Source organism: Nocardia sp. NPDC001965 (assembly GCF_053594175.1).
In genome coordinates, this window is record NZ_JBSFDZ010000004.1 from 153,932 (window position 1) to 175,238 (window position 21,307).

The 21,307-nt window shown below is 68.0% G+C and carries 24 protein-coding genes and 1 tRNA gene; 15 read left to right on the top strand and 10 right to left on the bottom strand.

What is annotated here, in order from left to right; translation table 11 throughout:
* Window positions 1–74: 74 nt before the first annotated feature.
* Together ACWCPQ_RS09005 and ACWCPQ_RS09010 are read left to right on the top strand one after the other, a co-directional pair.
* Window positions 75–683, top strand: coding sequence for a CatB-related O-acetyltransferase (locus ACWCPQ_RS09005; protein ID WP_449896805.1), 609 nt, complete (start codon window positions 75–77; stop codon window positions 681–683).
* A complete protein-coding gene (locus ACWCPQ_RS09010) occupies window positions 680–1,870 on the top strand; it encodes a macrolide family glycosyltransferase (protein WP_449896428.1) in 1,191 nt (396 codons plus the stop codon). Before ACWCPQ_RS09005 ends, ACWCPQ_RS09010 begins: the two co-directional genes overlap by 4 nt.
* A 52-nt stretch (window positions 1,871–1,922) precedes the next feature.
* Here the strand turns inward: ACWCPQ_RS09010 and ACWCPQ_RS09015 are convergent, their stop codons facing one another.
* The gene (locus ACWCPQ_RS09015) at window positions 1,923–2,198 is read right to left on the bottom strand and encodes a hypothetical protein (protein ID WP_030524066.1); all 276 of its coding nucleotides are present in this window, start codon (window positions 2,196–2,198) and stop codon (window positions 1,923–1,925) included.
* Window positions 2,199–2,417: 219 nt separating this feature from the next.
* Here ACWCPQ_RS09015 and ACWCPQ_RS09020 point away from each other — a divergent pair, with 219 nt between their 5' ends.
* Together ACWCPQ_RS09020 and ACWCPQ_RS09025 are read left to right on the top strand one after the other, a co-directional pair.
* Window positions 2,418–2,711, top strand: coding sequence for a hypothetical protein (locus ACWCPQ_RS09020; RefSeq protein WP_449896430.1), 294 nt, complete (start codon window positions 2,418–2,420; stop codon window positions 2,709–2,711).
* A gap of 95 nt (window positions 2,712–2,806) precedes the next feature.
* Window positions 2,807–4,255, top strand: a complete 1,449-nt coding sequence (locus tag ACWCPQ_RS09025) for a DUF1254 domain-containing protein (protein ID WP_449896432.1) — start codon at window positions 2,807–2,809, stop codon at window positions 4,253–4,255.
* 51 nt (window positions 4,256–4,306) lie between these two features.
* On the opposite strand, the gene ACWCPQ_RS09030 is transcribed toward ACWCPQ_RS09025, so the two are convergent.
* Window positions 4,307–6,313: a TerD family protein gene (locus ACWCPQ_RS09030; protein WP_449896434.1), complete on the bottom strand. Its 2,007-nt coding sequence runs from the start codon at window positions 6,311–6,313 to the stop codon at window positions 4,307–4,309.
* Between the two features lie 89 nt (window positions 6,314–6,402).
* Between ACWCPQ_RS09030 and ACWCPQ_RS09035 the strand changes: the two genes are divergently transcribed.
* Window positions 6,403–6,888 carry a hypothetical protein gene (locus ACWCPQ_RS09035; RefSeq protein WP_449896436.1) on the top strand — a complete coding sequence of 162 codons (486 nt, stop codon included), beginning with the start codon at window positions 6,403–6,405 and terminating at the stop codon, window positions 6,886–6,888.
* Between the two features lie 5 nt (window positions 6,889–6,893).
* On the opposite strand, the gene ACWCPQ_RS09040 is transcribed toward ACWCPQ_RS09035, so the two are convergent.
* Both ACWCPQ_RS09040 and pabB read right to left on the bottom strand, forming a co-directional pair.
* Window positions 6,894–7,283 (bottom strand): hypothetical protein, encoded by a 390-nt coding sequence (locus tag ACWCPQ_RS09040; RefSeq protein WP_449896438.1) that lies wholly within the window; start codon window positions 7,281–7,283, stop codon window positions 6,894–6,896.
* A 74-nt stretch (window positions 7,284–7,357) separates the two neighbouring features.
* Window positions 7,358–8,845, bottom strand: a complete 1,488-nt coding sequence (gene pabB / locus ACWCPQ_RS09045; protein WP_449896440.1) for an aminodeoxychorismate synthase component I — start codon at window positions 8,843–8,845, stop codon at window positions 7,358–7,360.
* Window positions 8,846–8,924: 79 nt separating this feature from the next.
* Here pabB and ACWCPQ_RS09050 point away from each other — a divergent pair, with 79 nt between their 5' ends.
* The 4 genes from ACWCPQ_RS09050 to ACWCPQ_RS09065 all read left to right on the top strand — a co-directional run bounded on the left by ACWCPQ_RS09050 (window position 8,925) and on the right by ACWCPQ_RS09065 (window position 13,137).
* Window positions 8,925–9,989 carry a phosphotransferase family protein gene (locus tag ACWCPQ_RS09050; protein WP_449896442.1) on the top strand — a complete coding sequence of 355 codons (1,065 nt, stop codon included), beginning with the start codon at window positions 8,925–8,927 and terminating at the stop codon, window positions 9,987–9,989.
* A 305-nt stretch (window positions 9,990–10,294) separates the two neighbouring features.
* Window positions 10,295–11,425, top strand: coding sequence for an NDMA-dependent alcohol dehydrogenase (locus ACWCPQ_RS09055; RefSeq protein WP_449896444.1), 1,131 nt, complete (start codon window positions 10,295–10,297; stop codon window positions 11,423–11,425).
* Window positions 11,426–11,677: 252 nt separating this feature from the next.
* Window positions 11,678–12,508 carry a serine hydrolase domain-containing protein gene (locus tag ACWCPQ_RS09060; RefSeq protein ID WP_449896446.1) on the top strand — a complete coding sequence of 277 codons (831 nt, stop codon included), beginning with the start codon at window positions 11,678–11,680 and terminating at the stop codon, window positions 12,506–12,508.
* A gap of 95 nt (window positions 12,509–12,603) precedes the next feature.
* The gene (locus ACWCPQ_RS09065; RefSeq protein WP_449896448.1) at window positions 12,604–13,137 is read left to right on the top strand and encodes a DUF3145 domain-containing protein; all 534 of its coding nucleotides are present in this window, start codon (window positions 12,604–12,606) and stop codon (window positions 13,135–13,137) included.
* A gap of 176 nt (window positions 13,138–13,313) precedes the next feature.
* On the opposite strand, the gene ACWCPQ_RS09070 is transcribed toward ACWCPQ_RS09065, so the two are convergent.
* Window positions 13,314–13,487 (bottom strand): hypothetical protein, encoded by a 174-nt coding sequence (locus tag ACWCPQ_RS09070; RefSeq protein WP_449896450.1) that lies wholly within the window; start codon window positions 13,485–13,487, stop codon window positions 13,314–13,316.
* A 118-nt stretch (window positions 13,488–13,605) separates the two neighbouring features.
* On the opposite strand from ACWCPQ_RS09070, the gene ACWCPQ_RS09075 reads away from it, so the two are divergent.
* From ACWCPQ_RS09075 to ACWCPQ_RS09095, 5 genes are all read left to right on the top strand, one after another.
* Window positions 13,606–14,223, top strand: a complete 618-nt coding sequence (locus ACWCPQ_RS09075; protein ID WP_449896452.1) for a TetR/AcrR family transcriptional regulator — start codon at window positions 13,606–13,608, stop codon at window positions 14,221–14,223.
* Window positions 14,224–14,397: 174 nt separating this feature from the next.
* Window positions 14,398–15,651, top strand: a complete 1,254-nt coding sequence (locus ACWCPQ_RS09080) for an MFS transporter (protein WP_449896454.1) — start codon at window positions 14,398–14,400, stop codon at window positions 15,649–15,651.
* A 489-nt stretch (window positions 15,652–16,140) separates the two neighbouring features.
* Complete coding sequence (locus tag ACWCPQ_RS09085; RefSeq protein WP_449896456.1) at window positions 16,141–16,713, top strand: RNA polymerase sigma factor; 573 nt, start codon at window positions 16,141–16,143, stop codon at window positions 16,711–16,713.
* Complete coding sequence (locus tag ACWCPQ_RS09090) at window positions 16,694–16,996, top strand: hypothetical protein (protein ID WP_449896458.1); 303 nt, start codon at window positions 16,694–16,696, stop codon at window positions 16,994–16,996. The genes ACWCPQ_RS09085 and ACWCPQ_RS09090 overlap by 20 nt, the downstream gene beginning before the upstream one ends.
* Window positions 16,997–17,127: 131 nt before the next feature.
* Window positions 17,128–17,523, top strand: coding sequence for a tautomerase family protein (locus ACWCPQ_RS09095; protein WP_449896460.1), 396 nt, complete (start codon window positions 17,128–17,130; stop codon window positions 17,521–17,523).
* A gap of 236 nt (window positions 17,524–17,759) precedes the next feature.
* Here ACWCPQ_RS09095 and ACWCPQ_RS09100 read toward each other — a convergent pair whose 3' ends face one another.
* Complete coding sequence (locus tag ACWCPQ_RS09100; RefSeq protein WP_449896462.1) at window positions 17,760–18,263, bottom strand: nitroreductase/quinone reductase family protein; 504 nt, start codon at window positions 18,261–18,263, stop codon at window positions 17,760–17,762.
* 295 nt (window positions 18,264–18,558) lie between these two features.
* On the opposite strand from ACWCPQ_RS09100, the gene ACWCPQ_RS09105 reads away from it, so the two are divergent.
* Complete coding sequence (locus tag ACWCPQ_RS09105) at window positions 18,559–18,828, top strand: hypothetical protein (protein WP_449896464.1); 270 nt, start codon at window positions 18,559–18,561, stop codon at window positions 18,826–18,828.
* A gap of 616 nt (window positions 18,829–19,444) precedes the next feature.
* On the opposite strand, the gene ACWCPQ_RS09110 is transcribed toward ACWCPQ_RS09105, so the two are convergent.
* The 4 genes from ACWCPQ_RS09110 to ACWCPQ_RS09125 form a co-directional block, all read right to left on the bottom strand.
* Window positions 19,445–19,519, bottom strand: a tRNA-Val gene (locus ACWCPQ_RS09110).
* A gap of 31 nt (window positions 19,520–19,550) precedes the next feature.
* Window positions 19,551–20,015: a peroxiredoxin gene (locus ACWCPQ_RS09115; protein WP_449896466.1), complete on the bottom strand. Its 465-nt coding sequence runs from the start codon at window positions 20,013–20,015 to the stop codon at window positions 19,551–19,553.
* 62 nt (window positions 20,016–20,077) lie between these two features.
* A complete protein-coding gene (locus ACWCPQ_RS09120; RefSeq protein ID WP_449896468.1) occupies window positions 20,078–20,500 on the bottom strand; it encodes a DUF3052 domain-containing protein in 423 nt (140 codons plus the stop codon).
* Window positions 20,501–20,629: 129 nt separating this feature from the next.
* Complete coding sequence (locus ACWCPQ_RS09125; protein ID WP_449896470.1) at window positions 20,630–21,184, bottom strand: hypothetical protein; 555 nt, start codon at window positions 21,182–21,184, stop codon at window positions 20,630–20,632.
* Between the last annotated feature and the right edge of the window lie 123 nt (window positions 21,185–21,307).

Consider the following 21,307-nt stretch of genomic DNA (forward strand, 5'->3'; position numbering starts at 1 on the left):
ATATTCACCGAAGGAGTTCCGCTGTGCCCGAAAGAACCGACCCGCTGCCCACCGACCCGTCCGTACTGCACCCCATGCCCGGGCAGCCGCGCGTGGTGCTGTTGAAACCGCTGCTCACCTCGCCCCTGATCGAGGCCGGCGAGTTCTCCTACTACGACGACCCGGACGATCCCACCGCGTTCGAAACCCGCAATGTCCTCTACCACTACGGCCCGGAGAAACTGATCATCGGGAAGTTCTGCGCGTTGGCGACCGGCGTGCGGTTCATCATGAACGGCGCCAACCATCGCATGGACGGCCCCTCGACCTTCCCGTTCCCGACCATGGGCGGCGCGTGGTCCCGCCATATCGACCTGCTCACCGACTTGCCGAACCGCGGCGACACCGTCGTCGGCAACGATGTCTGGCTCGGTAACGGGGTGACGGTGCTGCCCGGGGTACGGATCGGCCACGGCGCGATCGTCGCGGCCGGTTCCGTGGTCACCCGCGATGTTCCGGATTACGGGATCGTCGGCGGAAATCCGGCCCGGCTGATCCGGTCCCGCTACGACGAGCCCGATATCGCCCGGTTGCTGGCCGTGGCCTGGTGGGACTGGCCCGTCGAACACATCACCGACCATGTGCGCGCGGTCATGTCGGGCAGTATCGCCGACCTCGAAACCGCCGCCGCCGACCTGAAATGAGTGGAACCACCATGCCTTCCCACCCTGCCCATATCGCGATGGCCGGTATCCCGATCGTCAGTCATGTGTTGCCGAGTCTGCCGATCATCGCCGAACTGGTCGCCCGGGGCCACCGTGTGACCTGCGCCAACGATCCGGTCGTGGCCGATCTGCTCACCGCCACCGGTGCCGAATTCGTGCCCTGTGTCTCCGGTCTGCCGGTCGCCGACAACGATTGGCCCGACGACCCGATCGCCACGATGGACCTCTTCCTCGACGATGCCGTCGCCGCCCTGCCGCAACTGTCCGCCGCCTACCGGGACGACCCGGCCGACCTTTATATGTACGACATCGGGGCGTATGCCGCGCGGGCTCTCGCCGAGGCGCAGGGGCGTCCGGTGCTCCAGGTGTCTCCGACCTTCGTGGGCTGGGACGGCTACGAGCAGGAGGTCGCGGCGCAGCTGCGGCAACTGCCGGGCGCCGACGCCCACCGGGCGAAATTCGCCGGGTGGCTCGCCGAATGCGGTGCGGTGACCACCGATGTGGACGCCTTCTCCGGTCTGCCCGGCCGAGCGCTGGCCCTGATACCGCGGGCGATGCAACCGCACGCCGACCGGGTCGACACCGCGAAGGTGACCTTTGTCGGACCGTGCTTCGGCCCGGACGGTCCCGAGGGCAGTTGGGCCCGCCCGGCCACGGCGGACAATGTCCTGTTGATCTCGCTGGGCTCGGCCTACACCCACCGGCCGGAGTTCTACCGGCAGTGCCTGCGCGCCTACGGTGACCTGCCGGGCTGGCATATCGTCCTGCAGATCGGAAAACACACCGACCCGGAAGAACTCGGTGCCGTCCCGGCCAATGTCGAAGTGCACTCCTGGGTCCCGCAGCGGGCCATCCTGGAACAGGCGGACGTCTTCCTCACACACGCCGGGATGGGCGGGTGTGGCGAAGGCCTGCTGGCGGGTGTCCCGATGATCGCGGTACCGCAGGCGGCCGAACAGTTCCTCAATGCCGATCGGCTGGTGGAACTGGGTGTGGCCCGTCGTATCGATACCAGCGAGGCCACTCCCGAGAACCTGCGGGCGGCTCTGGTCGATCTCGCCGGTGACGCCGCGGTGGCCGAGCGGTCCGCGCGGTTGCGCGCCGATGCGCGCGGCGAGGGCGGCACGATGCGCGCTGTCGATCTGATCGAGTCGTTGCTGCGCTGAGGATGCCCGGCGACCGGGGGCCGACCAGCACGGTGCGGACCGCGGCGCCGGATCAGCCGATCACGGCGTTCATGATGGTACCGGCGCTGGTGGCGATGACGCCGCCGATCATGGCTCCGGCCACCATCTTCGGGGATTCCAGACCGCCGCCGGACCATTTCTCCCAGGCGAACTTGCCGCCGGCGTAGATGATCGCGCAGATTCCGGCGAGCAACACGAACCAGGTGAGATACCTGACCAGTTGCAGGAATTTGTCCGAGATGGGGGGTGCTTCGGGTGTGGGGTTACCGATTTGCGCAAGCGTGTCGGTCACGGCGGCCAGTATCATCTCGCAGCTCACTCTTGTTTCGGGGTGGGCGGGAACGCTAACGCATCGTAACCGCTCGCCGGGTCGATCGCAGTAATCCCAGGTCGGGGTAGGTCTTCTGGTCACCAGCGGTTATAGCGTGAAAGTCGCTGCGCGGCAAGAACTTGCGCTGTGCGGGTGCCGGTCTGGATGATGGAGGCGGGGCCGTGGGCCCGCACGGCATCGGCGAGGGAGCAGACGGTGAGCAGCATTGCGGCGTCGGTCTTTGACGCAGTATCGGTATACGCACAGGTCAGCGACCCCACTCCGGAGCGGCCGCCGTTGGCGGACAAGATCGATCAGTTCCTCCGGTACGGTACCTGGCTGGCCATTCTGTCGGGCACGATCAGCATTATTTTCGCGGGCGCCAAATTCGCCTGGGAGAAGTGGTCGGGCGGCGGTATGGAATCGCCGAAGATGGTGGCCTCGGCGATGATCGGCGGTGTCGTCGCCACCAGTGCCGGTACCATCATGAACACCGTCCTGTCCATCTGAGAGCGGCCGCGCCGTCCGCGCGTCCGCTACGATTCAGCTATCTCCGCGTATCCTGCTGGCAGTCCTTCCGACAGCGATGAGCAGGGAGAATGTCGATGCGCGATGTGCCCGCCGCGGTAGCTCCGGACACCACGGACCCACCGGTGGCCGACCCGTCGCGAATGACCCGGCGTTCGCTGCTCGGCCTGATCGCGGTCACCGGACTGACGGCCTGCGGGGGTAGCGAATCCGGAAGCCGGATCGAGCCGTCCGGCTCACCCGCCGACCGGCGTGAGGTGGCCGCCGACGCGTACGTCTTCGGCTACCCGATGATCCTCATCGATGCCATTCGCACCCGGGCCCTGCGCGCTGTCGCGGTCAACCGTTTCCAGCACAGTTCGGGAATACCGGATGCGAGTCAACGCAGTGTCGTCCGGGTGGACCTGGACAACCTGTACTCGGTGGCATGGCTGGATCTGCGCAAGGAACCCGTGCTCTTCGCAGTGCCCGATATCCGGGACCGGCGCTGGGTGATGCAGGTGCTCGACGCCTGGTCCAATACCGCCCACACGCCACGCAATCTGGCGCCGGAGGCCCCGCCCGGTACGGAACCGCCGTACACCTACGCGGTGACCGGGCCCGAATGGAGCGGGAGTTTGCCGCCCGGCGTGGTGGAACTGCCGGTGCCCACTCGCGATGCCTGGCTGTACGGGCGGATCGAGGTGCGGGGATCGGCGGATGTGCGGGCGGTACGCGATATCCAGGCGCAGCTGCGGCTCGCCCCACTGAGCGCATGGAACACGCGGGCGGCCACCGAATCCGAGACCATTCCGGATCCGGGCGACTGGTCGGAATCGGTGGGGCAGGACCCGGTCGCGCAGATGTCGTCCCGCGCGTATTTCGAGAAGCTGTGCGAGCTGATGGAGGACAACCCGCCGGCTCCCGCCGACGAACCCGCCATGCGCCGGTTCGGCACCATCGGAATTCGTCCCGGCGGCTCGCCGGACGGGGTGAGCACCGGTGAACTCGACGCGGGAGTCGACGCGGCGAAGAAGAAGTTGGCCGCCTATGTCGACCCCGGTACCGTCATGCGCGACGGCTGGCTTCTGGATATGCGCCTCGGCCGGTACGGCACCGACTACCTGTTGCGGGCTTCGACCGCGGAGCGGGGAGTCGGCGCGAATGTGGCCGAGGCCGTGGTGTATCCGGCGCTGTTCGAGCAGGCCGACGACAGCGGTGTGCCCCTGGAGTTCACGCTGCGGTTCCCTCCGGGGCAGGCGCCACCGACACAGACCTTCTGGTCGCTCACCGCGTACGGGGCCGAGGGCTTCCTCGTGCAGAACCCCGCCGGTATCCAGACAGTGGGTCATACCGTGGCGCCGGAATTCGCGCCGGACGGAGCGCTGGAGTTCGCGGTTCAGGCTGCCGACCCCGGCCCCGGAGTACCCCGATCCAATTGGCTGCCGATTCCGGAGCAGGGCCAGTTCTCCCTGGTCCTGCGGGTATACGATCCGGAGCCGAGGGTGCTGGACGGTAATTGGTTTCCACCACCGCTGGTGCCCTAGACCGGTCACCGCGTACCTCGGCCGGTCCAGGACCGGGCCCGTGGCCCGGGCTCAGATATTGGCGCCCTTGGCCCGATTGCAGCCGCGGCACAGGATCTGCAGGTTCGCGGCGCTGGTGGCGCCGCCGCGGCTGAGCGGGATCACATGATCGAATTCCAGATAGTGGCTGTCCCCGCATTCCACGCAGCGGCCGCCGTCGCGCTGCCACACCTCCGCCTTCACTTCTTGGGAGATACTGCGCGAATCGCGCTGGCCCGGTGCCAGGACGAGGCGTTTGGCGATACGCAGTGCCCCCTCCAGCGCGGCCGCGAGGTATTCCGGGTCGGCCACGGCGAAGATCGCGCCGCCACGCGCCGAGGTGGCCGCGACCACCACGGTGTCGTATTCGGCCGCCACCGAGACGATCCGGGACCACGGCAGTTCGACCCCCGCGCCCGCACCCACGAAACGCAACTTCTTGGTGCTCACGATCAACCGGCCCTCGGTGTGCTTGGGCCCGCGGGCCAGCTCCCGGATATGGGTCGCGGCGATATCCAGGTAGACCAGTTCCTCGGCGTCCAGATGTAGATCCGGGGTCGCGATCGCGGGTAGATCACCCTCCCGCAGCCGGGACAGCGCCCGCCCCCGGCCCATCCGCGACCGCAGCTCGTCGATCAGCGGCCCGGCCAGGCCGAGATCGGTGATCGCGTACTCCACATCGTCGTATTCCGCGGCCGAGATCTGTCCGTCGGCGAAGGCGAACGCGACCCGTCGTTCCACATATTGCCGCGCCGCCGGTTCCAGTGCGGCACGCGCCGCGGCCGCATCGATGCGCTGGTAGCGCAGCGAAGCCCACAAATCCTCCCATTCCGGGCCCCGCGGTCCGGAGGTGGCGAGCAACCGGGCGGCCCGGGTATGCCAGTGGATGAGGAATTCCTCGGTCTCGGTGGCACAGGCGGTACACCGATGATGTCCGCCGAAGACCCGGCGACGGCGGCGCGCGCCGCAGCGCTCGCACTCGTGGGCGTCCGGCCGTCCGGCCGGACGCCGTTCGGCGGTCCATTGCTCGCCGTCCCACCAGCGCAGTCGCAGGGGATCCTCGGGGTCGCGATACCAGTCGGCGCGGGCGGGATCCGGGGGTGCGGGCAGACGCACCGGTTCGGTGGTGGCGAGCCGGCGCAGTGTCACCGTGCCGGGGAGTTGCCGGGTGGGCTGCGGCTCGGCGAAGCGGTCCCAGGGTGCGGCGGGAGCCGTGGCATCCGGGGTTTCGTCGAGGCGGTAGCGGGCGTTGCCGGGATGCGCCGCGGCGGGCGCGCGGGTCGTGCCGTTCGGGCGTGCGGTGGTCCGGTCCGGGGTGCCGGGGGCGGCGGGTGGCCGGGTCCCGGGGCGGTGCGGGTCATCGGTCGCTGTGGCGGCGCGGCGATCACCGGCGGCGGGCCGGTCGAGGACAGCGGTCCGCAGGTCCGCGGGGTCGGCTCCGGATGCGGCAGGCCGGTCCGCGGCCGCCGCGGCGGGAGTTCGCGACGAACTCGTTCCGGGATCGGCGCCACGGCGTGGGGGTGTCGTCCGGCCGGGGCCGTCGTCGACCTGGATTCCGAACTCGGTCACCAGACCCGCCATCCCGGCGGCCCAGCCCTGTCCGACGGCCCGGAACCGCCAACCGTCGTCACGGCGGTAGAACTCGCCGAACATCATGGCCGAAACCGATTCCGAATCGTCGACCGTGAACACCGCGACCGGGCCGTCGACCGCGAAAACGGTGAGTGTGAGCCCGTTCAGCTCCGGGAAGGTCGCACCTTCCACCGAGCCCGACACCACGATGCGGTCCACCTCGGCCTCGGTCCGCGGGAGCGATACGCTCAGCCGGGCCGTGCCCGGATCCGGGTCCTGGTCGAGCGTGACGGCCTGGGAGATGTGGCGGGGTGCGTTGTAGAAGACCAGATCCCGATCGCCGCGCACCGACCCGTCACTGCCCAGCAACAGGGCATGCGCGTCCACCACATGGTCCGACCGCCAGGAGATCACCACGGCCAGAAGGGATGTCGGGATCGGCGTATTGGCGCCCTTGCTCAGTTCCATCGCCGTCGAACTATGCCACGTAGTGCCGACACGCCCGCAGATGTGCTGGTCGTAGCGGTTTTCGGGGGAGATGCGGCAGAGTTGTGCACATGACCGATCCGGGGCAGCCGGGGGACAAGAAGCCGGGATCCCGGCGAGTGCCCACCCCCGCCGATGTACTCGCGGCCGCGCAGTCCGCGGTCGACGCCGCGCAGTCCGCGGCCGGCCAAGCCCTCGAAGCCGCTCAGCTCACCGCCGGGCAGGCGTTCGACGCGGCGGTCCGGTTGCCGCCCGCCTCGGCACAGCTCGCGGCGCAACTGCCCGATGTGATCGACAATCTGACCACCGCGGTCGACCGGCTCAATGCCACCATCGACCGGCTCGACCGCACTCTTGCCCTCGCCGACCCCGCGTTCGCCGCCTACGACCGGCTGCTGCCGCGACTGGAGGCCCTGATCGCGCTGGGCGAGGATCTGTTCGGCGCGTTGTCGCGACTGCCCGGCGTCGGCCGGCTCGGCCGGATGGCCGGTCTCGGCGCGCCCGAACCCCCCGAACCCGAACCCGAACCGAAGAAGCGGTCCCGGCGCAGGTCCTGAGCTCGTCAGGCCGTATCGAGTGCCCGGCCGTTGTAGGGAGCGTCCGGGCCGGTGCGGTCGTGCGCCGGCCGGACCCGGACCTCCTCGTCGTCGAAGGTGATCTGCGCGTTCTTGTTCGCGCTGAGCAGGATGAGCACCAGTTGATCCGCGATCCGTTCGGCGGTCTCCGCGCCGGGGTAGCGGCCCAGCACCCGGACACTGGGTCCGACGGTGCCGCTGCCCCGGTCGTAGTCCCATTGTCCGCTGCCGGTCGTCACCGCCAGCCGGGCCACCACCTCCACTGCGCCCGCACCGTCGTTCGGACCGCGTTCCCGCGCCGATTCGGTGCCGATCTCGATGATCTGGTCGGCCCGAAGCCAGTCCCCACCATGTGTTTTCACCCAGAGCTGTGCCATCGCTCCATTGTCGCGCTGTTCGCGGGATCGGGTCGGTCGTTTCTCCTGGGCCGCAGGACTTCTCACCCGGGTGGTCAACCGGCCGCCGGGACCGCCGTGGATCGCGCGGCCGCGACGGCCGGTTCAGCTGCCAGCGCCCGGTATACCGCGGCGGCCTTGAGCAGCATCTCCTCGTATTCCGCTTCGGCCACCGAATCCAGCACGATCGCACCGCCGGCGCCGATCTGCCAGCGTCCGCCGTAGCGCACCGCCGTACGGATGACGATATTGAGATCGGCGGTGCCGCCGAGCCCGAGGAATCCGATCGTCCCCGAGTACACCCCGCGCGCCCGGGTCTCGAGCGCGTCGATGATCTGCATGGTGCGGATCTTGGGTGCCCCGGTCATGGAGCCTCCGGGGAAGCAGGCGCGCAGGCAGTCGACGACGCCGGTCTCGGGGCGCAGCGTGCCGCGGACGGTCGAGACCAGCTGGTGCAGGGTCGAATAGGTTTCGGTGACCAGCAGTTCGTGAACCCGGACGCTGCCGATCTCACAGACGCGGCCGAGATCGTTGCGCAGCAGATCCACGATCATCACGTTCTCGGCCCGGGTCTTCGCGTCCTCGGTGAGCGCACGGCGCAATCGCTCGTCCACGACCGGATCGGGGTCGCGGCGGGCGGTGCCCTTGATCGGTTTGGTCTCGACGACGCGGTTCCGGTCGATCTTCAGGAAACGTTCGGGGGAGGAGCAGGCGATCTCCAGATCGCCGAACCGCAGGTAGGCCGAATAGGGGGCGGGGTTGGCCCGGCGCAGCGTCCGGTAGACGTCGAGTCCCGCCGTGGCGGCGGGAAAGGTGAGCTGGTCGGTGAGGGTGATCTCGTAGGATTCGCCCGACCGCAGTGCGCTGTGGCAGTCGGCGATATCGCGCAGATAGCGGGTCCGGCCCCGGACCAGATGGTCCGCGAGGCCGGTGGTGTCCTGCTCGCCGGTGACCGGGGGCGGGTTCGACCAGGTGGGCAGGGTCTCCAGCACCGCCGCGGTGGTGCGCAGCCAGGTGTGGGCGGCGTCCTCGCCCGATGCTCCGGACGGATCGGTGCCGGCCAGTGCCAGCAGATGGGTGCGTCCGGCGAGATGGTCGACCACCACCACCCGGTCCGCGAAGATCCACTGGGCATCGGGGGCCGGAGCCCGGTGCGCGGCGGACCCGCCGCAGTCCGCCTTGACCTCGTAGCCCAGGTATCCGACGTAGCCGCCCGCGAAATCGAACGGCAGGGCCTCCGGTAGCGCCACGGACCGGGTGCGCAGGGCCGCCGCCAGGTAGTCCAGGATCGTGCCCGGTTCCCGGCGGACCCGGCCGTCGCCGGTGCGCACGGTGACCGCGCCGCTGCCGACCCGGTAGCGCACCACCTCGCCCAGCGGCCCGGCGGCGTCGCCGAGGAAGGAGAACCGGTCCAGCCCCGGTTCCACATGCTCGCTGTCGAGCCAGAAGGCGGTCGCCGAGGTACCGTACAGCCGCAGGAAGGCCGCTTCGGTGTCCACGGCCCGCTCGAGTACACGGTGCTGGAGGGTCACAACGGAAGACATCGTGGTCCGAACCCTACGCCGCGGCCGGGCATCGAACTGTTGTCGGTTGCCTGCAGTTTGTCCGGGCGGGTGGGGCACAATGTCAGGCATGTCTGTTGCGCAGCCGGTAGGCGTGGATCGTGAGCACGTCGACTTCACCGTGGTCGGAAATTGGATGGACGAGCGGGGGCTCACCGGCGGTGAGTTCCAGGGGGTGAAGGCGCTGGGCGGCGGAACGCAGAACATCATGCTGCGTTTCACCCGGGGCGGGCGCGACTATGTGCTGCGCCGTGGTCCCGCGCATCTGCGGCCCAAGAGCAACGAGGTGATCCGTCGTGAGGCGCGGCTGCTGGGCGCGCTGGCCGATACCGACGTCCGCGCGCCGCGGGTGATCGCCGCCGAACTGGACGAGTCGATACTGGGTGCGGTCTTCTACCTGATGGAGCCGATCGAGGGGTTCAATCCGCAGACCGAACTACCCGCGCCCTTCGCCGAGGACCCCGAGGCCCGGCGGCAGATGGGGTTGTCGGCGGTCGAAGCCATCGCCCGGCTGGGCGCGCTGGACTACCGGGCCCTGGGCCTGGACGACTACGGCAAGCCGGAGGGTTTTCTGGAACGCCAGGTCGGCCGCTGGATGCACGAACTCGAGTCGTATTCGGCGAACGAGGGGTACCCCGGCCCGCAGATTCCCGGTCTCGACGCGGTGGCGGACTGGCTGGAGCGGCATCGCCCGGCCGAATGGACTCCAGGCATCCTGCACGGCGACTGTCATCTCGCGAACATCATGTTCTCCTACGAGCGGCCCGAGGTCGCGGCGCTGGTCGACTGGGAGATGTCGACGATCGGTGATCCGCTGCTGGACCTCGGCTGGCAGATCGCGACCCGGCCGGAACCGGGCACGTCCGGAGCGGCCTTGATCGGCAAACTGGGCGAGGCCGGTTCGCTGCCGACGAGTGCGGAGATGATCGAGCACTACGGCAAGTTCTCCGACCGTGATCTGAGCGCGGTCACCTGGTACACCGTGCTGGCCTGCTTCAAGCTCGGCATAGTGCTGGAGGGCACCTACGCGCGGTCCTTCGCGGGTAAGGCACCGAAGAAGGTCGGCGATTTCCTGCACGCCAACACGCTGGAGCTCTTCGCGCGGGCGCGCGGACTCATGGAGTGAGAACAGGTTTCATTATTTCGGCCGGTTCCGGAGCCGGGTCGCACCCGCCGGTGTGAGCTCCGGTCGTATCTCCCGACTCATCGGCGGGGACCGGCGCGCGGGGAGCATCGGCAGTGGAAGCGGACGATTCGGGAGCTCTCCGGGATGCGGTCGGTGGTGGATCGATACCGCCGGCCGCGCCGGAATGGTCGATCGACCAGTTCTCCCCGGAAAATCTTCTCCAAACCACTAGAACGTGTTCCAGTTCGTATCGTACTGTGGAGGCTGTCACATGAAAGCCCGCGCATGCGAGAGGTCGGACACGAATGAAGACGAAGGGCGCGATCCTCTGGGGGATCGACGAACCGTGGTCGGTCGAGGAAATCGAACTCGGCGATCCCCGCGCCGGTGAGGTACAGATCCAGCTGGAAACCGCCGGAATGTGCCATTCGGACCACCATATGGTCACCGGTGCCACCCCGATGCCGTCGTTCCCGGCCATGGGCGGACACGAAGGCGCGGGCGTCATCACCAAGCTGGGCCCCGGCACCCCGCCCGATCTCGCCGTCGGCGATCACGTGGTGCTGTCGTTCATCCCCGCCTGCGGCCGCTGTCCGTCCTGTGTGGCGGGCCATATGGCCCTGTGCGATCTCGGTATGGGCCTGCTCTCCGGGCAGTCCATCAGCGACGGCAGCTACCGCATCCAGGCCCGCGGTAAGGACGTCATCCCGATGTGCCTGCTCGGGACGTTCTCGCCGTATATGACGGTGCACTACAGCTCGGTGGTCAAGATCGATCCCGAGATCCCGTTCGAGGTCGCCTGCCTGGTGGGCTGCGGGGTGCCCACCGGTTTCGGTTCCTCCACCCATGTGGGCAATATCGGCCCCGGCGATACGGCGGCCATCGTCGGCATCGGTGGTGTCGGGATGAGCGCGCTGCAGGGCGCGGTGCTGTCCGGTGCGCAGAAGGTCGTCGCGATCGACCCGAACCCGTGGAAGCTGGAACAGGCCAAGAAGTTCGGAGCCACCCACACCTACAGCAGCATGGCCGACGCCATCGTGCCGTTGATGGAGGCCACCGAGGGCCGGATGGCCGACAAGGTCATCCTCACCATGGGGGAGATGCAGGGCGAGTACATCGAAGAGGGCCTGATCCTCACCGCGAAGGCCGGAACGCTGGTCGTCACCTCGATGGGCCGGATGGACTCCTTCGACGTGAAGCTGAACAGCTTCCTGCTGTCCATGCTCCAGAAGACGGTCAAGGGCTGCATCTTCGGCGGCGGCAATGCCCGCCAGGACATCCCGCGGCTGCTCTCGCTGTACAAGGCGGGTCAGCTGAACCTGGACGATATGGTCACCCGCAGCTACTCCCTGGAGGATGTGAACCAGGGCTACAAGGACATGCTCGACGGCAAGAACATCCGCGGCATCATCAAGTACACGGACGCGGATCGCTGATATCGCCCCGCCGGGTCACCGGCGGATGGGCGGTGTGCCCCCGGCGGGCCGGATGTTTCCCGGCCCGCCGGCACCGGCCGGTATCCGGCCGAACGCGGCACGCCGGCGCCTCGGATTTCCGCCGGCCGGTGGCGCTCTTCCGCGCCGCGGCAGCGTGTTTCCGGCGGATCCGGGGCCGGGTGGCGAGCCGGCCCGCACGAACCCCTGCCGGGCGGATTCCGTGGGACCGGTTCCGTCTCGTAACCTCGGGGTGTGCGCGCACTCGAGCAGATCCAGCAATGGCCGGTCCGGCATGCGTCGGCGGGTGTGGTCACCCGGGACGGCCGGTGGTCGGCCGGCGAACCCGATCGGGTCTACCGGCTCGCCTCGGTCACCAAACCCCTGGTCGCGTACGCGGTGCTGGTGGCCGTGGAAGAGGGGGCGATCGAGCTCGATCAGCCTGCCGGACCGCCCGGTTCGACCGTCCGTCATCTGCTCGCCCACACCTCCGGTGTGGCCTTCGATACCACCGATATCCTCGCCCGCCCCGGCGCCAAGCGGATCTATTCGAGTGCGGGGTTCGAACTGCTGGCCGATGCTGTCACCGAGCAGGCCGGTATCCCGTTTCCGGAATACCTCCGCGAGGCCGTATTCGAACCGCTGGGTATGTCCGATTCGGAGCTGGCCGGGTCGGCCGGGCACGGTGCCCAGTCCACCCTCGCCGATCTGCTGCGTTTCGCCGGCGAACTCCTCGAACCACGACTGATCTCGGCACAGACTCTCGCCGAGGCCACCACCGTCCAGTTTCCGGGCAGCAACGGTGTCCTGCCGGGCTTCGGTTCGCAACGGCCCAACGACTGGGGCCTGGGCTTCGAGATCAGAGACGGTAAATCGCCGCACTGGACCGGCACCACCAACTCGCCCGCGACGTTCGGTCATTTCGGCCAATCGGGGACATTCCTGTGGGTGGACCCGCGCCACGACGTGGCCTGTGCGGCCTTGAGCGACGAGAATTTCGGTGACTGGTCGCGTGAAGTATGGCCTCCGTTCAGCGATTCGGTCATTGCGGAGACGACGCTCGCGCGCAACACGGCAGAGAAGTAACACGTGTAACACCGAGCACTCGAGTACACTCGGGCAACGCCTTTTCGACGGACCGTTGGGGAAGACGAGAATCGTCGAAACCGGAGGTGTACGTGGTGCGCGCATCGTCCCGATACGCGGAGGCAACGGCGGGTGTGGTGTACATCCACTCGTCGCCCACCGCGCTGTGCCCGCATATCGAGTGGGCCCTCGCGGACGCGCTCGGTGTCCCCGCCTGTCTGCGCTGGACCGCTCAGCCCGCGGCGCCCGGCCAGCTGCGCGCGACGACCGATTGGGTGGGCCCGGCCGGTACCGCGTCCCGTATCGCGCAGTCGCTACGCTCCTGGCCGGTGCTGCGCTTCGAGGTGACCGAGGATCCCAGCGAGGGTGTCGACGGTGAGCGCTACAGTTTCGTGCCTGCCCTGGGCCTGTGGCACGGTTCCACCAGTGCCAACGGTGATGTGATGGTCGGCGAGATGCGGCTGCGGGTCCTGCTCCGGGCCGATCGAGAACTGGGCCGGCATTCGAGCTTCGATCTGGCGGGCGAGCTCGATCGAGCCCTGGGCACTGCGTGGGACGCCGATCTCGAGGTCTATCGGACCGGCAGTGAGGGCGCCGAGGTCACCTGGTTGCGCCGCGAGGTCGGCTGAACTCGTTTTCGCTGGAGGGGATCGCTCCGGCCGTCAGGGCCGGTGCGGGCCTGTTCATCTGGTCGCGGCGACGGCCGGTGTTCCCGCCGGCGGCGCTGAAGGTGCCGGAACACGAGCCGCACGAACAGCCGGATGCCCGGTCCGCGCCATCCGTCCTCGGACTCGACCTCTCGCAATCACGCCGAACCACCACCACCGTGCCGAGCCGGTGGCGCCCGGTTCGATCTCGTCGGGAAAAACCCGCGGAGCAGCGGTGCGACGACGTATGCGAACAGTTCCGGGAGCTGCGCCGGCGGACAGGCGTCCCGGGCGGGGATCGGTAGTTCGGTCGACAGCGTGACCTTGCTCATCGACCCGTGATCGCCAACCGCGCCGCGCCGGGTAACGGCCGATGTCCAGCCTTTCGGGGCAAGGCTGCCGCCGGGTCGGTTATGGACAGTTCGTTACATAATGAGTTACGGTGAGCGCATGGCACGCCCTCGCAGCTTCGATCGGGAACAGGTCGTCGACGCCGCGACACGTCAGTTCCGGCGCGCCGGATTGCATGCCACCTCTGCCGAAGATCTATGCCGTGCAACAGGTCTGGGGCGCAGCAGCCTCTACAACACCTTCGGCAGCAAGGATGAATTGTTCGCAGTGTGCCTCGAGGCATATCTGGGCCGGACGCTGGCACGCACCGAGGAGATGATCGGCGATTCCGATCGCGGGGTGATCGAACGGATCGAGATGATGCTCCGGGCGGTCGTGGACGAAGAAGCGGAGCGGGCGGCGTCCGGCGCTCCGCGCGGATGTCTCGCGGTGAACACGGTGACCGAACTGGCCGACGACCCCGATCACGTGGGGAGTGTCGAACGGATCGGCCGGGATACGACCGCGCGCCTGGCGCTGCTGGCCGCGGTGCTGCGGATGGGGCAGTCGACGGGTGAGGTCACCACGAGTGTGTCCGCCGAAGGGCTTGCGGCCTTTGTGAATTCCGCTGTCGCGGGTCTGCGGGTCTCGTCGCAGGGCCGGGTCGCCGCCCCGTGGTGCGACGAGATCGTCGCGGCGGCGGTGCGTGCGCTGCGACCGGGCCGGGCGGGCGGCTGAATCGGATGAGGCGATCGGGATTTTCGGATGCGCATGTTTTGAACCGTTCGTTACAAAATGAGTCGCCGACTCTTCCGGCGCCGGTGAGTCGCATCCCCCCGTGAGGATTGCTCGTCGAGTCCGCACCGCCCCTGCCCGAATTTTAGAACGTTCGTTACAAATTGGGAGATTGTTGTGATACCGACTCCGTCGTCCGCCCGCACCCCGGTGGTGCCGATCGCGGTCTACGTGCTGGCCGTGGGTATTTTCGCCATGGTCACCAGCGAATTCGCCGTCGCCGGACTCATGCCGCAGCTCGCCGAGAGCCTGCACACCGGACTGGCGCAGATCGGTTATCTCGTCACGGTATTCGCCGCCGCCATGGCACTGGGCGGACCCCTTCTCGTGCTGACCCTGCTGCGCATACCGCCGAGGCCCGCGCTCATGGTCGTCTTCGCGATCTTCTTCAGCGGGAATCTCCTGGCCGCGCTGGCCCCCTCGTATCCGGTGATGCTCGTGGCTCGCGTGGTGACCGGAATCGCCGCGCAGGCATTCTTCGGCCTGGCGATCTCACTCGCCCTGCGGCTCGTCGACACACAGTTCCGTGGCCGGGCCGTATCCGTCGCGATGAGCGGGCTCATGCTGGGCACGCTGCTCGGATTACCGCTGGCCACCTTTATCGGCGGCCGGTTCGGCTGGCAGGCCGCGTTCTGGGCGGTGGCCATCCTGACCGCGGTCGCGGCGGCACTCACCCTGGCCTTCGTCCGGGAACCCGACCGCCCTGCCGTCACCGAGGACGATCCGGCACCTTCACCGGCCGCCGAACTACGGGCGCTGCGGCGCCCCCAGCTGGTCCTCGCGCTGCTCTCCAGCACCCTGATCATCGGCGCGACCTTCTCCGTTTTCAGCTTCCTCGCCCCGGTTCTCACCCGGCTCACCGGATTCGGGGAGGGCGCGGTCCCGCTGCTACTGCTCGCCTACGGTGCCGCGACGGTGGTGGGTAACGCGATCGTGGGACGCCTGGCGGATCGGCACACGGTCGCCACACTCCTGATCGGCACCCTGCTGAATATCGTGTTCCTGGCCGGTTTCGCCGTCTGTGCCGGCTCCCGGCCGCCGGCGGTACTGTTCATGCTCGGCATCGGACTGGTCGGCGTGACGATGAACCCGGCCATGGCGGTCCGGGTCCAGCGCGCGGGCGGCACCGGCGTGGTGGTGAACACGGTGCACACATCCTTCATCACGCTCGGCGTCATCATCGGTTCGGCCGTCGGTTCGAGCCTGGTGCCCGCGTTCGGCCTGCGTGCGCCACTGGTACTGGGCGTCGTGCTGGCGATTCTGGCGGTCGTCGCGATCGCCCCGGCGCTGAGGTCCCCGTATCTGCGCCACGGTGACCGCGCGCCGGCCCCGGAAAAGACGGAAGCCGAACTCGACTACGCGCGAGCCTGAGGGGCGGCGACAGCCGTGTCCATCCGTCGGCGGCAGGGCCGAACCCCCGATCCCGTCGCAGGGCGACCGGCGTCGGCAAGGAATACCGCGGCCCGGTCACCGGAATGAGGTCATCAAGTGGTGATCGTGGTGACGGTGTTGTCTCGATCGGCAATGGTCACCGACTCGGCCCTCTCCCGAAAATCCCCATGACAGAAATGTTGCCGATTCGGCAGCCGTGGTCGTTCTGTCGCTCGACTACTTCGGACGGCTGCCTCCACTGTCCGGTTCCCGGACGCCGCCGTCCGGTTCGGGTTGTCGTCCCGCTAGTGGACCGAACACGAGGGCGACGTGGGCTGAATCCTTTCTCCGTGCCGCGCCTCTTATATAGGTCCCCGTCGACGCGGGGACGAGATAGGGAGGTTGTCGTGATCATCGGTACCGGTATCGCCGTCGGGCTGGTATTGCTCTGCACGTGCATGTACGTCATGAAGCGCAAACGAGGTGGACGTGACTGACGCGAACTGGCCCGGCGAACAACTGGTCGTGGCCGCGCAGGGCGGTGACGTCGACGCGATCGCCGCGCTGGTATCGGGCTCCCACCCGAACGTCCAGCGTTTCGCTCGCTCGCTGTGCGCCACCCCGGAGGATGCCGAGGACGCGGCGCAGGAGGCTCTGATCATTCTGTACCGCAAGATCGGGATGCTCAGGGCCTCGGGCGCACTGGCGTCGTGGATGTTCCGCATCGTCCGCAACGAATGCCTGCGGCGTGCGCGGCGCAGGCCGCTGGACCACACACCGCCGCGGGACATCGCCGTAACGGCCTCGGCCGAGGACGAGGTGCTGCGACGGCTGGAAGCGGGCAGAGTAGCGGCCGCGGTCGCTACGCTGCCTCCCGATCACCGTCGCGTGCTCATTCTGCGCGATATCCAGGGTTACAGCGGCCGGATGACCGCGGAGACGCTGGGTATCGGCACGGCGGCCATGAAGTCGCGGCTGCACCGCGCCCGGGCAGTGGTCCGGGAAACACTCCGGGCATCCGACCCGGCTCAGGGAGGAAATCATGACCGGAACACGATCTGACCGTCCCGATTTCGCGAGTGCTTCCTTGTCCGAGCACCTGGTACGCGGCGTGGTGGGGTTCGGTGCGCTGATCGGCTCGGTCGCGCTGATCCCCGTCGTCGGGCCGCTCGGACTGATACTGCTGCCGCTGGGCATTTTCGCGCTGCGTGGGTGCCCGACCTGCTGGGCGGTCGGGCTGATGCAGACCGTTTCGCGAGGGCGGTTGCAACGCTCCTGCGCGGGGGATCGGTGCACGCTGACCGTCGCCGGTGGCGACGAGCGTCGCGAGAAGATCGCGGCCTGATACCGCGGACCCGGGCCGGGCCGGTCGATGCCCTGGGGCTTCGGCCTGCCCGGCCCGGGGAAGCCGTGCGGGGCACGGCAGGTACGCCGAATGTGCTGGTGTTCCAGGGACACCGACGGTAGGAGTGTTCTGTGCCAAGCTCTCTTGTCGAAGTGCGTAGAAACTATGACCGGGATATCGAGACCGCTCTCATCGAGGCCGTGCACGGCGCGTTGGTCGCGGCGTTCGGGATTCCGCCGGAAGACAAACATGTCCGGCTGGTGGTTCACGAGCCGGAACGGTTCGCGGTGCCCCCGGCGCTGTCCTCGCCCGAGCACTACACACTGGTGACCGTCGACTGTTTCGCCGGGCGTACGGTGGCGGCGAAGCGGCGGCTCTACTGCGAAATCGTCGATCGCCTCGGCGCGTTCGGCATACCCCGGGACCATGTGACCATCGTCGTGCGGGATATACCGACCGAGAGCTGGGGTATCCGCGGCGGGCAAGCCGCGTGCGATGTGGAACTCGGCTTCGATATCGAGGTGTGAGGCCCTGCCGCCGGGCGTCCGGCGGCAGCGCGATCGCCCGGACCGATGTGCTGCCCGTGCCGGGCCTGGCACGGGCAGCACCGAATCCGCTCGGATCGTGCGGCAAGAGGGGGACGCTCAGGCCTCGGGCGCACTGGATATGGCACCCGTGCAGCAACCCGACGACGCCGGTCACCGGGCGCGGAACCGAAGGCCCGGGCGCGACGCCGTACCGCGTATCCGTTGCCGGGAGCCGCTCAGCCCTCGCGGTCGAAGGTGAGCACCACCAGCGGCATGGGCCGGTCGACCTTGGACTGGAAGTCCGCCAGCAGGGGATTGTTTGCCAATGCCCAGGCCGCGAACTCGTCGTAGTCCGCGCCCTCGAGCACTTTGCCGGTCGCCTGATGGGTCTTGTCCCGGAGCTCGATCGTGACCTGCGGATTCGCCTTGATGTTGTACCACCAGGCCGGGTATTTGTCCTCGATGAACGAGCTCACGAACATGGTGTCGCCGCGGTACATGGGGCCCAGTGGAGTCGTGTGCCGCTTGCCGCTCTTGGCGCCGGTGGTGGTGAGCAGGATGAGGTCCCCGCCCGCGTAAGCGCCGCCCACCTTCCCCGAGTTCTTCCGGAACTCCTCGATCACGTCATCGTTCCAGCCGGCGATGCTGCCCTGCTGATCCCACGCCTGGTTCCACGGCGCGTTCGGATCGTCGTAGTCGGTGATGTCGGTCTGATTCGGAGTCGCTTCGGTTTCGCTCATGATCAGAGTGTGCCGCGAATATAGGCCAGTTTCTGTCCTGAATCGAGAAATACATGCCTTTGTGGCCCCTGAGGCGCGATCAGCGAGTACGCCGATCCGAGATCACCTGCACCGCCGCGCGCTGCCGCTGCTGTCGGACGCGCCGCCGCCGGGCACGCCTGAGGCTCATGCGGAAGGCCGAATCGCCGGTCCGGCGGTTCCCCGCCGCTGACGCGGCGGGAGCCGGTGCCGGAACAGCGGCCCCGCCCGGGATCCGGCCGCCACCGGCGACCAGGGCACCGAACTGACACAGGCGTTGGAAGCGCTGATCAGTATGCGGATCAGCGCGCCGACGCTGGAGGCGTTCCGGGCCAACCAGTTCCGCGACTATCCCGAGCACTGCCGGATCACGCAAGACGACCCGCAGCTCCACACCTTCTTCGCTGCGGACGCCGCCGCCGAGGCCGGCCCGCATTTCCGGCGGCGAGCGCTCTTCGACGTCTGCACCACGCTCACTCGGCAACTGCGGTCGCCCCTACGCCACCCCCTGCGCACACGAACACGCCTACTTCTCCGAACTGACTGACCATGCCATCCTGGCATCGCCCGAACGCACGCTCGTACCGAATTGAGGATGCTGGTCGATCCGAGCCATTGAGCGAACGGGCGTTCTCCGGAATGTCCGGTCATGCCGTTTACAAGAGGCGGATGCGAGGTCGATCCGAGCGATGGACGCTCTACGGTTTACGACGGTTTACGACGGCCCCCAACGACGGTACCGAATCGTCGCTTGCGAAATGGGCCCCAAACCGCCCATCGGTCGCCGGGAGCGGATCGGGCCCGACGTCGTCGTCGGTGACGGCGTCAGCACGGTCCACATCGGAGGAGTTCGTTGATTCAGCAGCGATCCGTGCGCTACCGCTCATCGAGTGAATCGACTCGCCCGGCTCCGCCCGACCCGGCGGGTGGTTGTCATGCAACGCACTCACATACCGCATTTCGCGCTGATGGCCGTCCGGCCGAATGGACATGCCGCCCACTTCGGCCAGGGGTAGGGCCCCGCTGCGTGATCACATCGTGAGACCAGCCCAAGGGGTGTACCGCCACGTTGCCCCAACGTCGCGGAGTGCCCCGCAAAGCCCCACGAAAACCGCGTGGGGCACGACGGCGATGCCCTTCCGGCTTGATTACCTGGGTGTTCCTGGTGGGCGCAGAGGGGTTCGAACCCCCGACCGCTGGTGTGTAAAACCAGAGCTCTACCACTGAGCTATACGCCCGGACCCCCGGACATCGTCCGGGGGTAACGGTCTATGAATCTAGCGCGGCGAGCGCTTTCTCCCAAGCCGCCTGGTCACGGGGCTCTCCGGGGCCGTTCATCTCCGCGAAACGGATGATTCCCTCCCGGTCCACGACGAAGGTGCCGCGGTTGGCGAAGCCCGTGGTGTCGTTGAAGACGCCGTACTCCTGGGCGACCGCGCCGTGCGGCCAGAAATCCGACAGCAGCGGGAACGTGTAGCCCTGTTCGGCCGCCCAGATCTTGTGAGTGGGCGGCGGACCCACCGAGATCGCGAGGATCTCGGTGTTGTCGTTCTGGAAGCGCGGCAGTTCGTCGCGGACCTTGCACAGCTCGCCCTGGCAGATGCCGGTGAAAGCGAGCGGGTAGAAAACGATCAGGACGTTCTTGTCGCCGCGGTAGTCCGACAGCGAGACTTCCTGATTGTTCTGGTCCTTGAGGGTGAACTCCGGCGCCTGGGTGCCGACCTCGAGGGGCATGGGATCCTCCGAATCTCGGGCCGCGCACCCCGGACCGGGGCGCGCGGACAGCTGTGGGCGGCTCAGCGCTGTTTGGTGGGGGCCTTGGGCTGCACCAAACGGCTCGCCGACCATTCGCCGAGTTTGATGGCCGAGGTCTGGGTGAGACCGGCGGTGGGGGCGGCCTCGGCGATCTCACTGGGATCGACATGGCCGTCGTTACCGGTCTTGGGGGTGAGCACCCAGATGAAGCCGTCGTCGGCGAGCGGGCCGATCGCCTCCATCAACTCGTCGACCAGGTCTCCGTCCCCCTCCCTCCACCACAGCAGGACGACATCGATGACCTCGTCGGAGTCGTCGTCCAGCAGTTCACTGCCGGAGGTCTCCTCGACGTCGGCCCGCAGGTCGTCGTTGGTGTCCTCGTCCCAACCCAGCTCCTGGACAACCATGCCGTGGGTGATGCCAAGCTTCTGCGCGAAATTCTGATCCTCCGCCGCGGCGACCACGGTGGCGTCCTCCTCAACTCCCGACTACAGATATCTGCAAGCGAACATGGTTATCGGCCCTAACGCAAGCCGATCGGGTAGATCGAATTTTCGATGTCGCGGGAAACCCCTGGTGACGGGCGATACGGGTCAGCTGGGGCAGGCATCGCGCACCGCGTTGCGCGCGTCGTTCACACGCTTGCTCGCATCGTTGAGCGGACCCACCGGGGAGGTGTAGGTCATCTCCCGGGTGGCCTGGGACAGGGCGCGCGCGGCGTCCACGTAGGCGATGAATTTCGTCTTCAACTCCTCGGGCAGCTGGGCGCCCGCAGAGTTCACGCCGCCTTCGACCTGCCGGGCCGCGTCGTCGAGCGCGGTGACCGCGCTGTCACGTTTTGCGTCGTAATCCGGCGCATTGTTGTCGTGCGCGTCGACGAACTCGTTGTATTCGGTCACCCCGACACCGGTGGTGCCGGGGAAGAGGGTGCAGTTGTCGGAGATGGCCTTGTCCCGGGAGGCCGCGATCTGCGACGACGTGGCGGCGGCGGACGAGGACGACGCATAGGCGCGATAGGCGGTCGCCTCGGCGGCGTTCGGCGTCGCGACACCCTCCACCTGCTGTGCGCAGCCGGCGACGGTCGCGCAGGCCACCAGTGCCGCCGCGGCGCACACCAGGCCCACACGGCGCGGGTCCAGCCCTTCCATCGTCCTCCCGACTCCTCGGTAACCGCTGCCTGTCGCACGGTACTGGATCGAGGACTGACATGATGATGTGGGACGCGCCACGCGAGGATGCGGGCGCGCCCGGAAAAGTCGTCACGAGTGGTC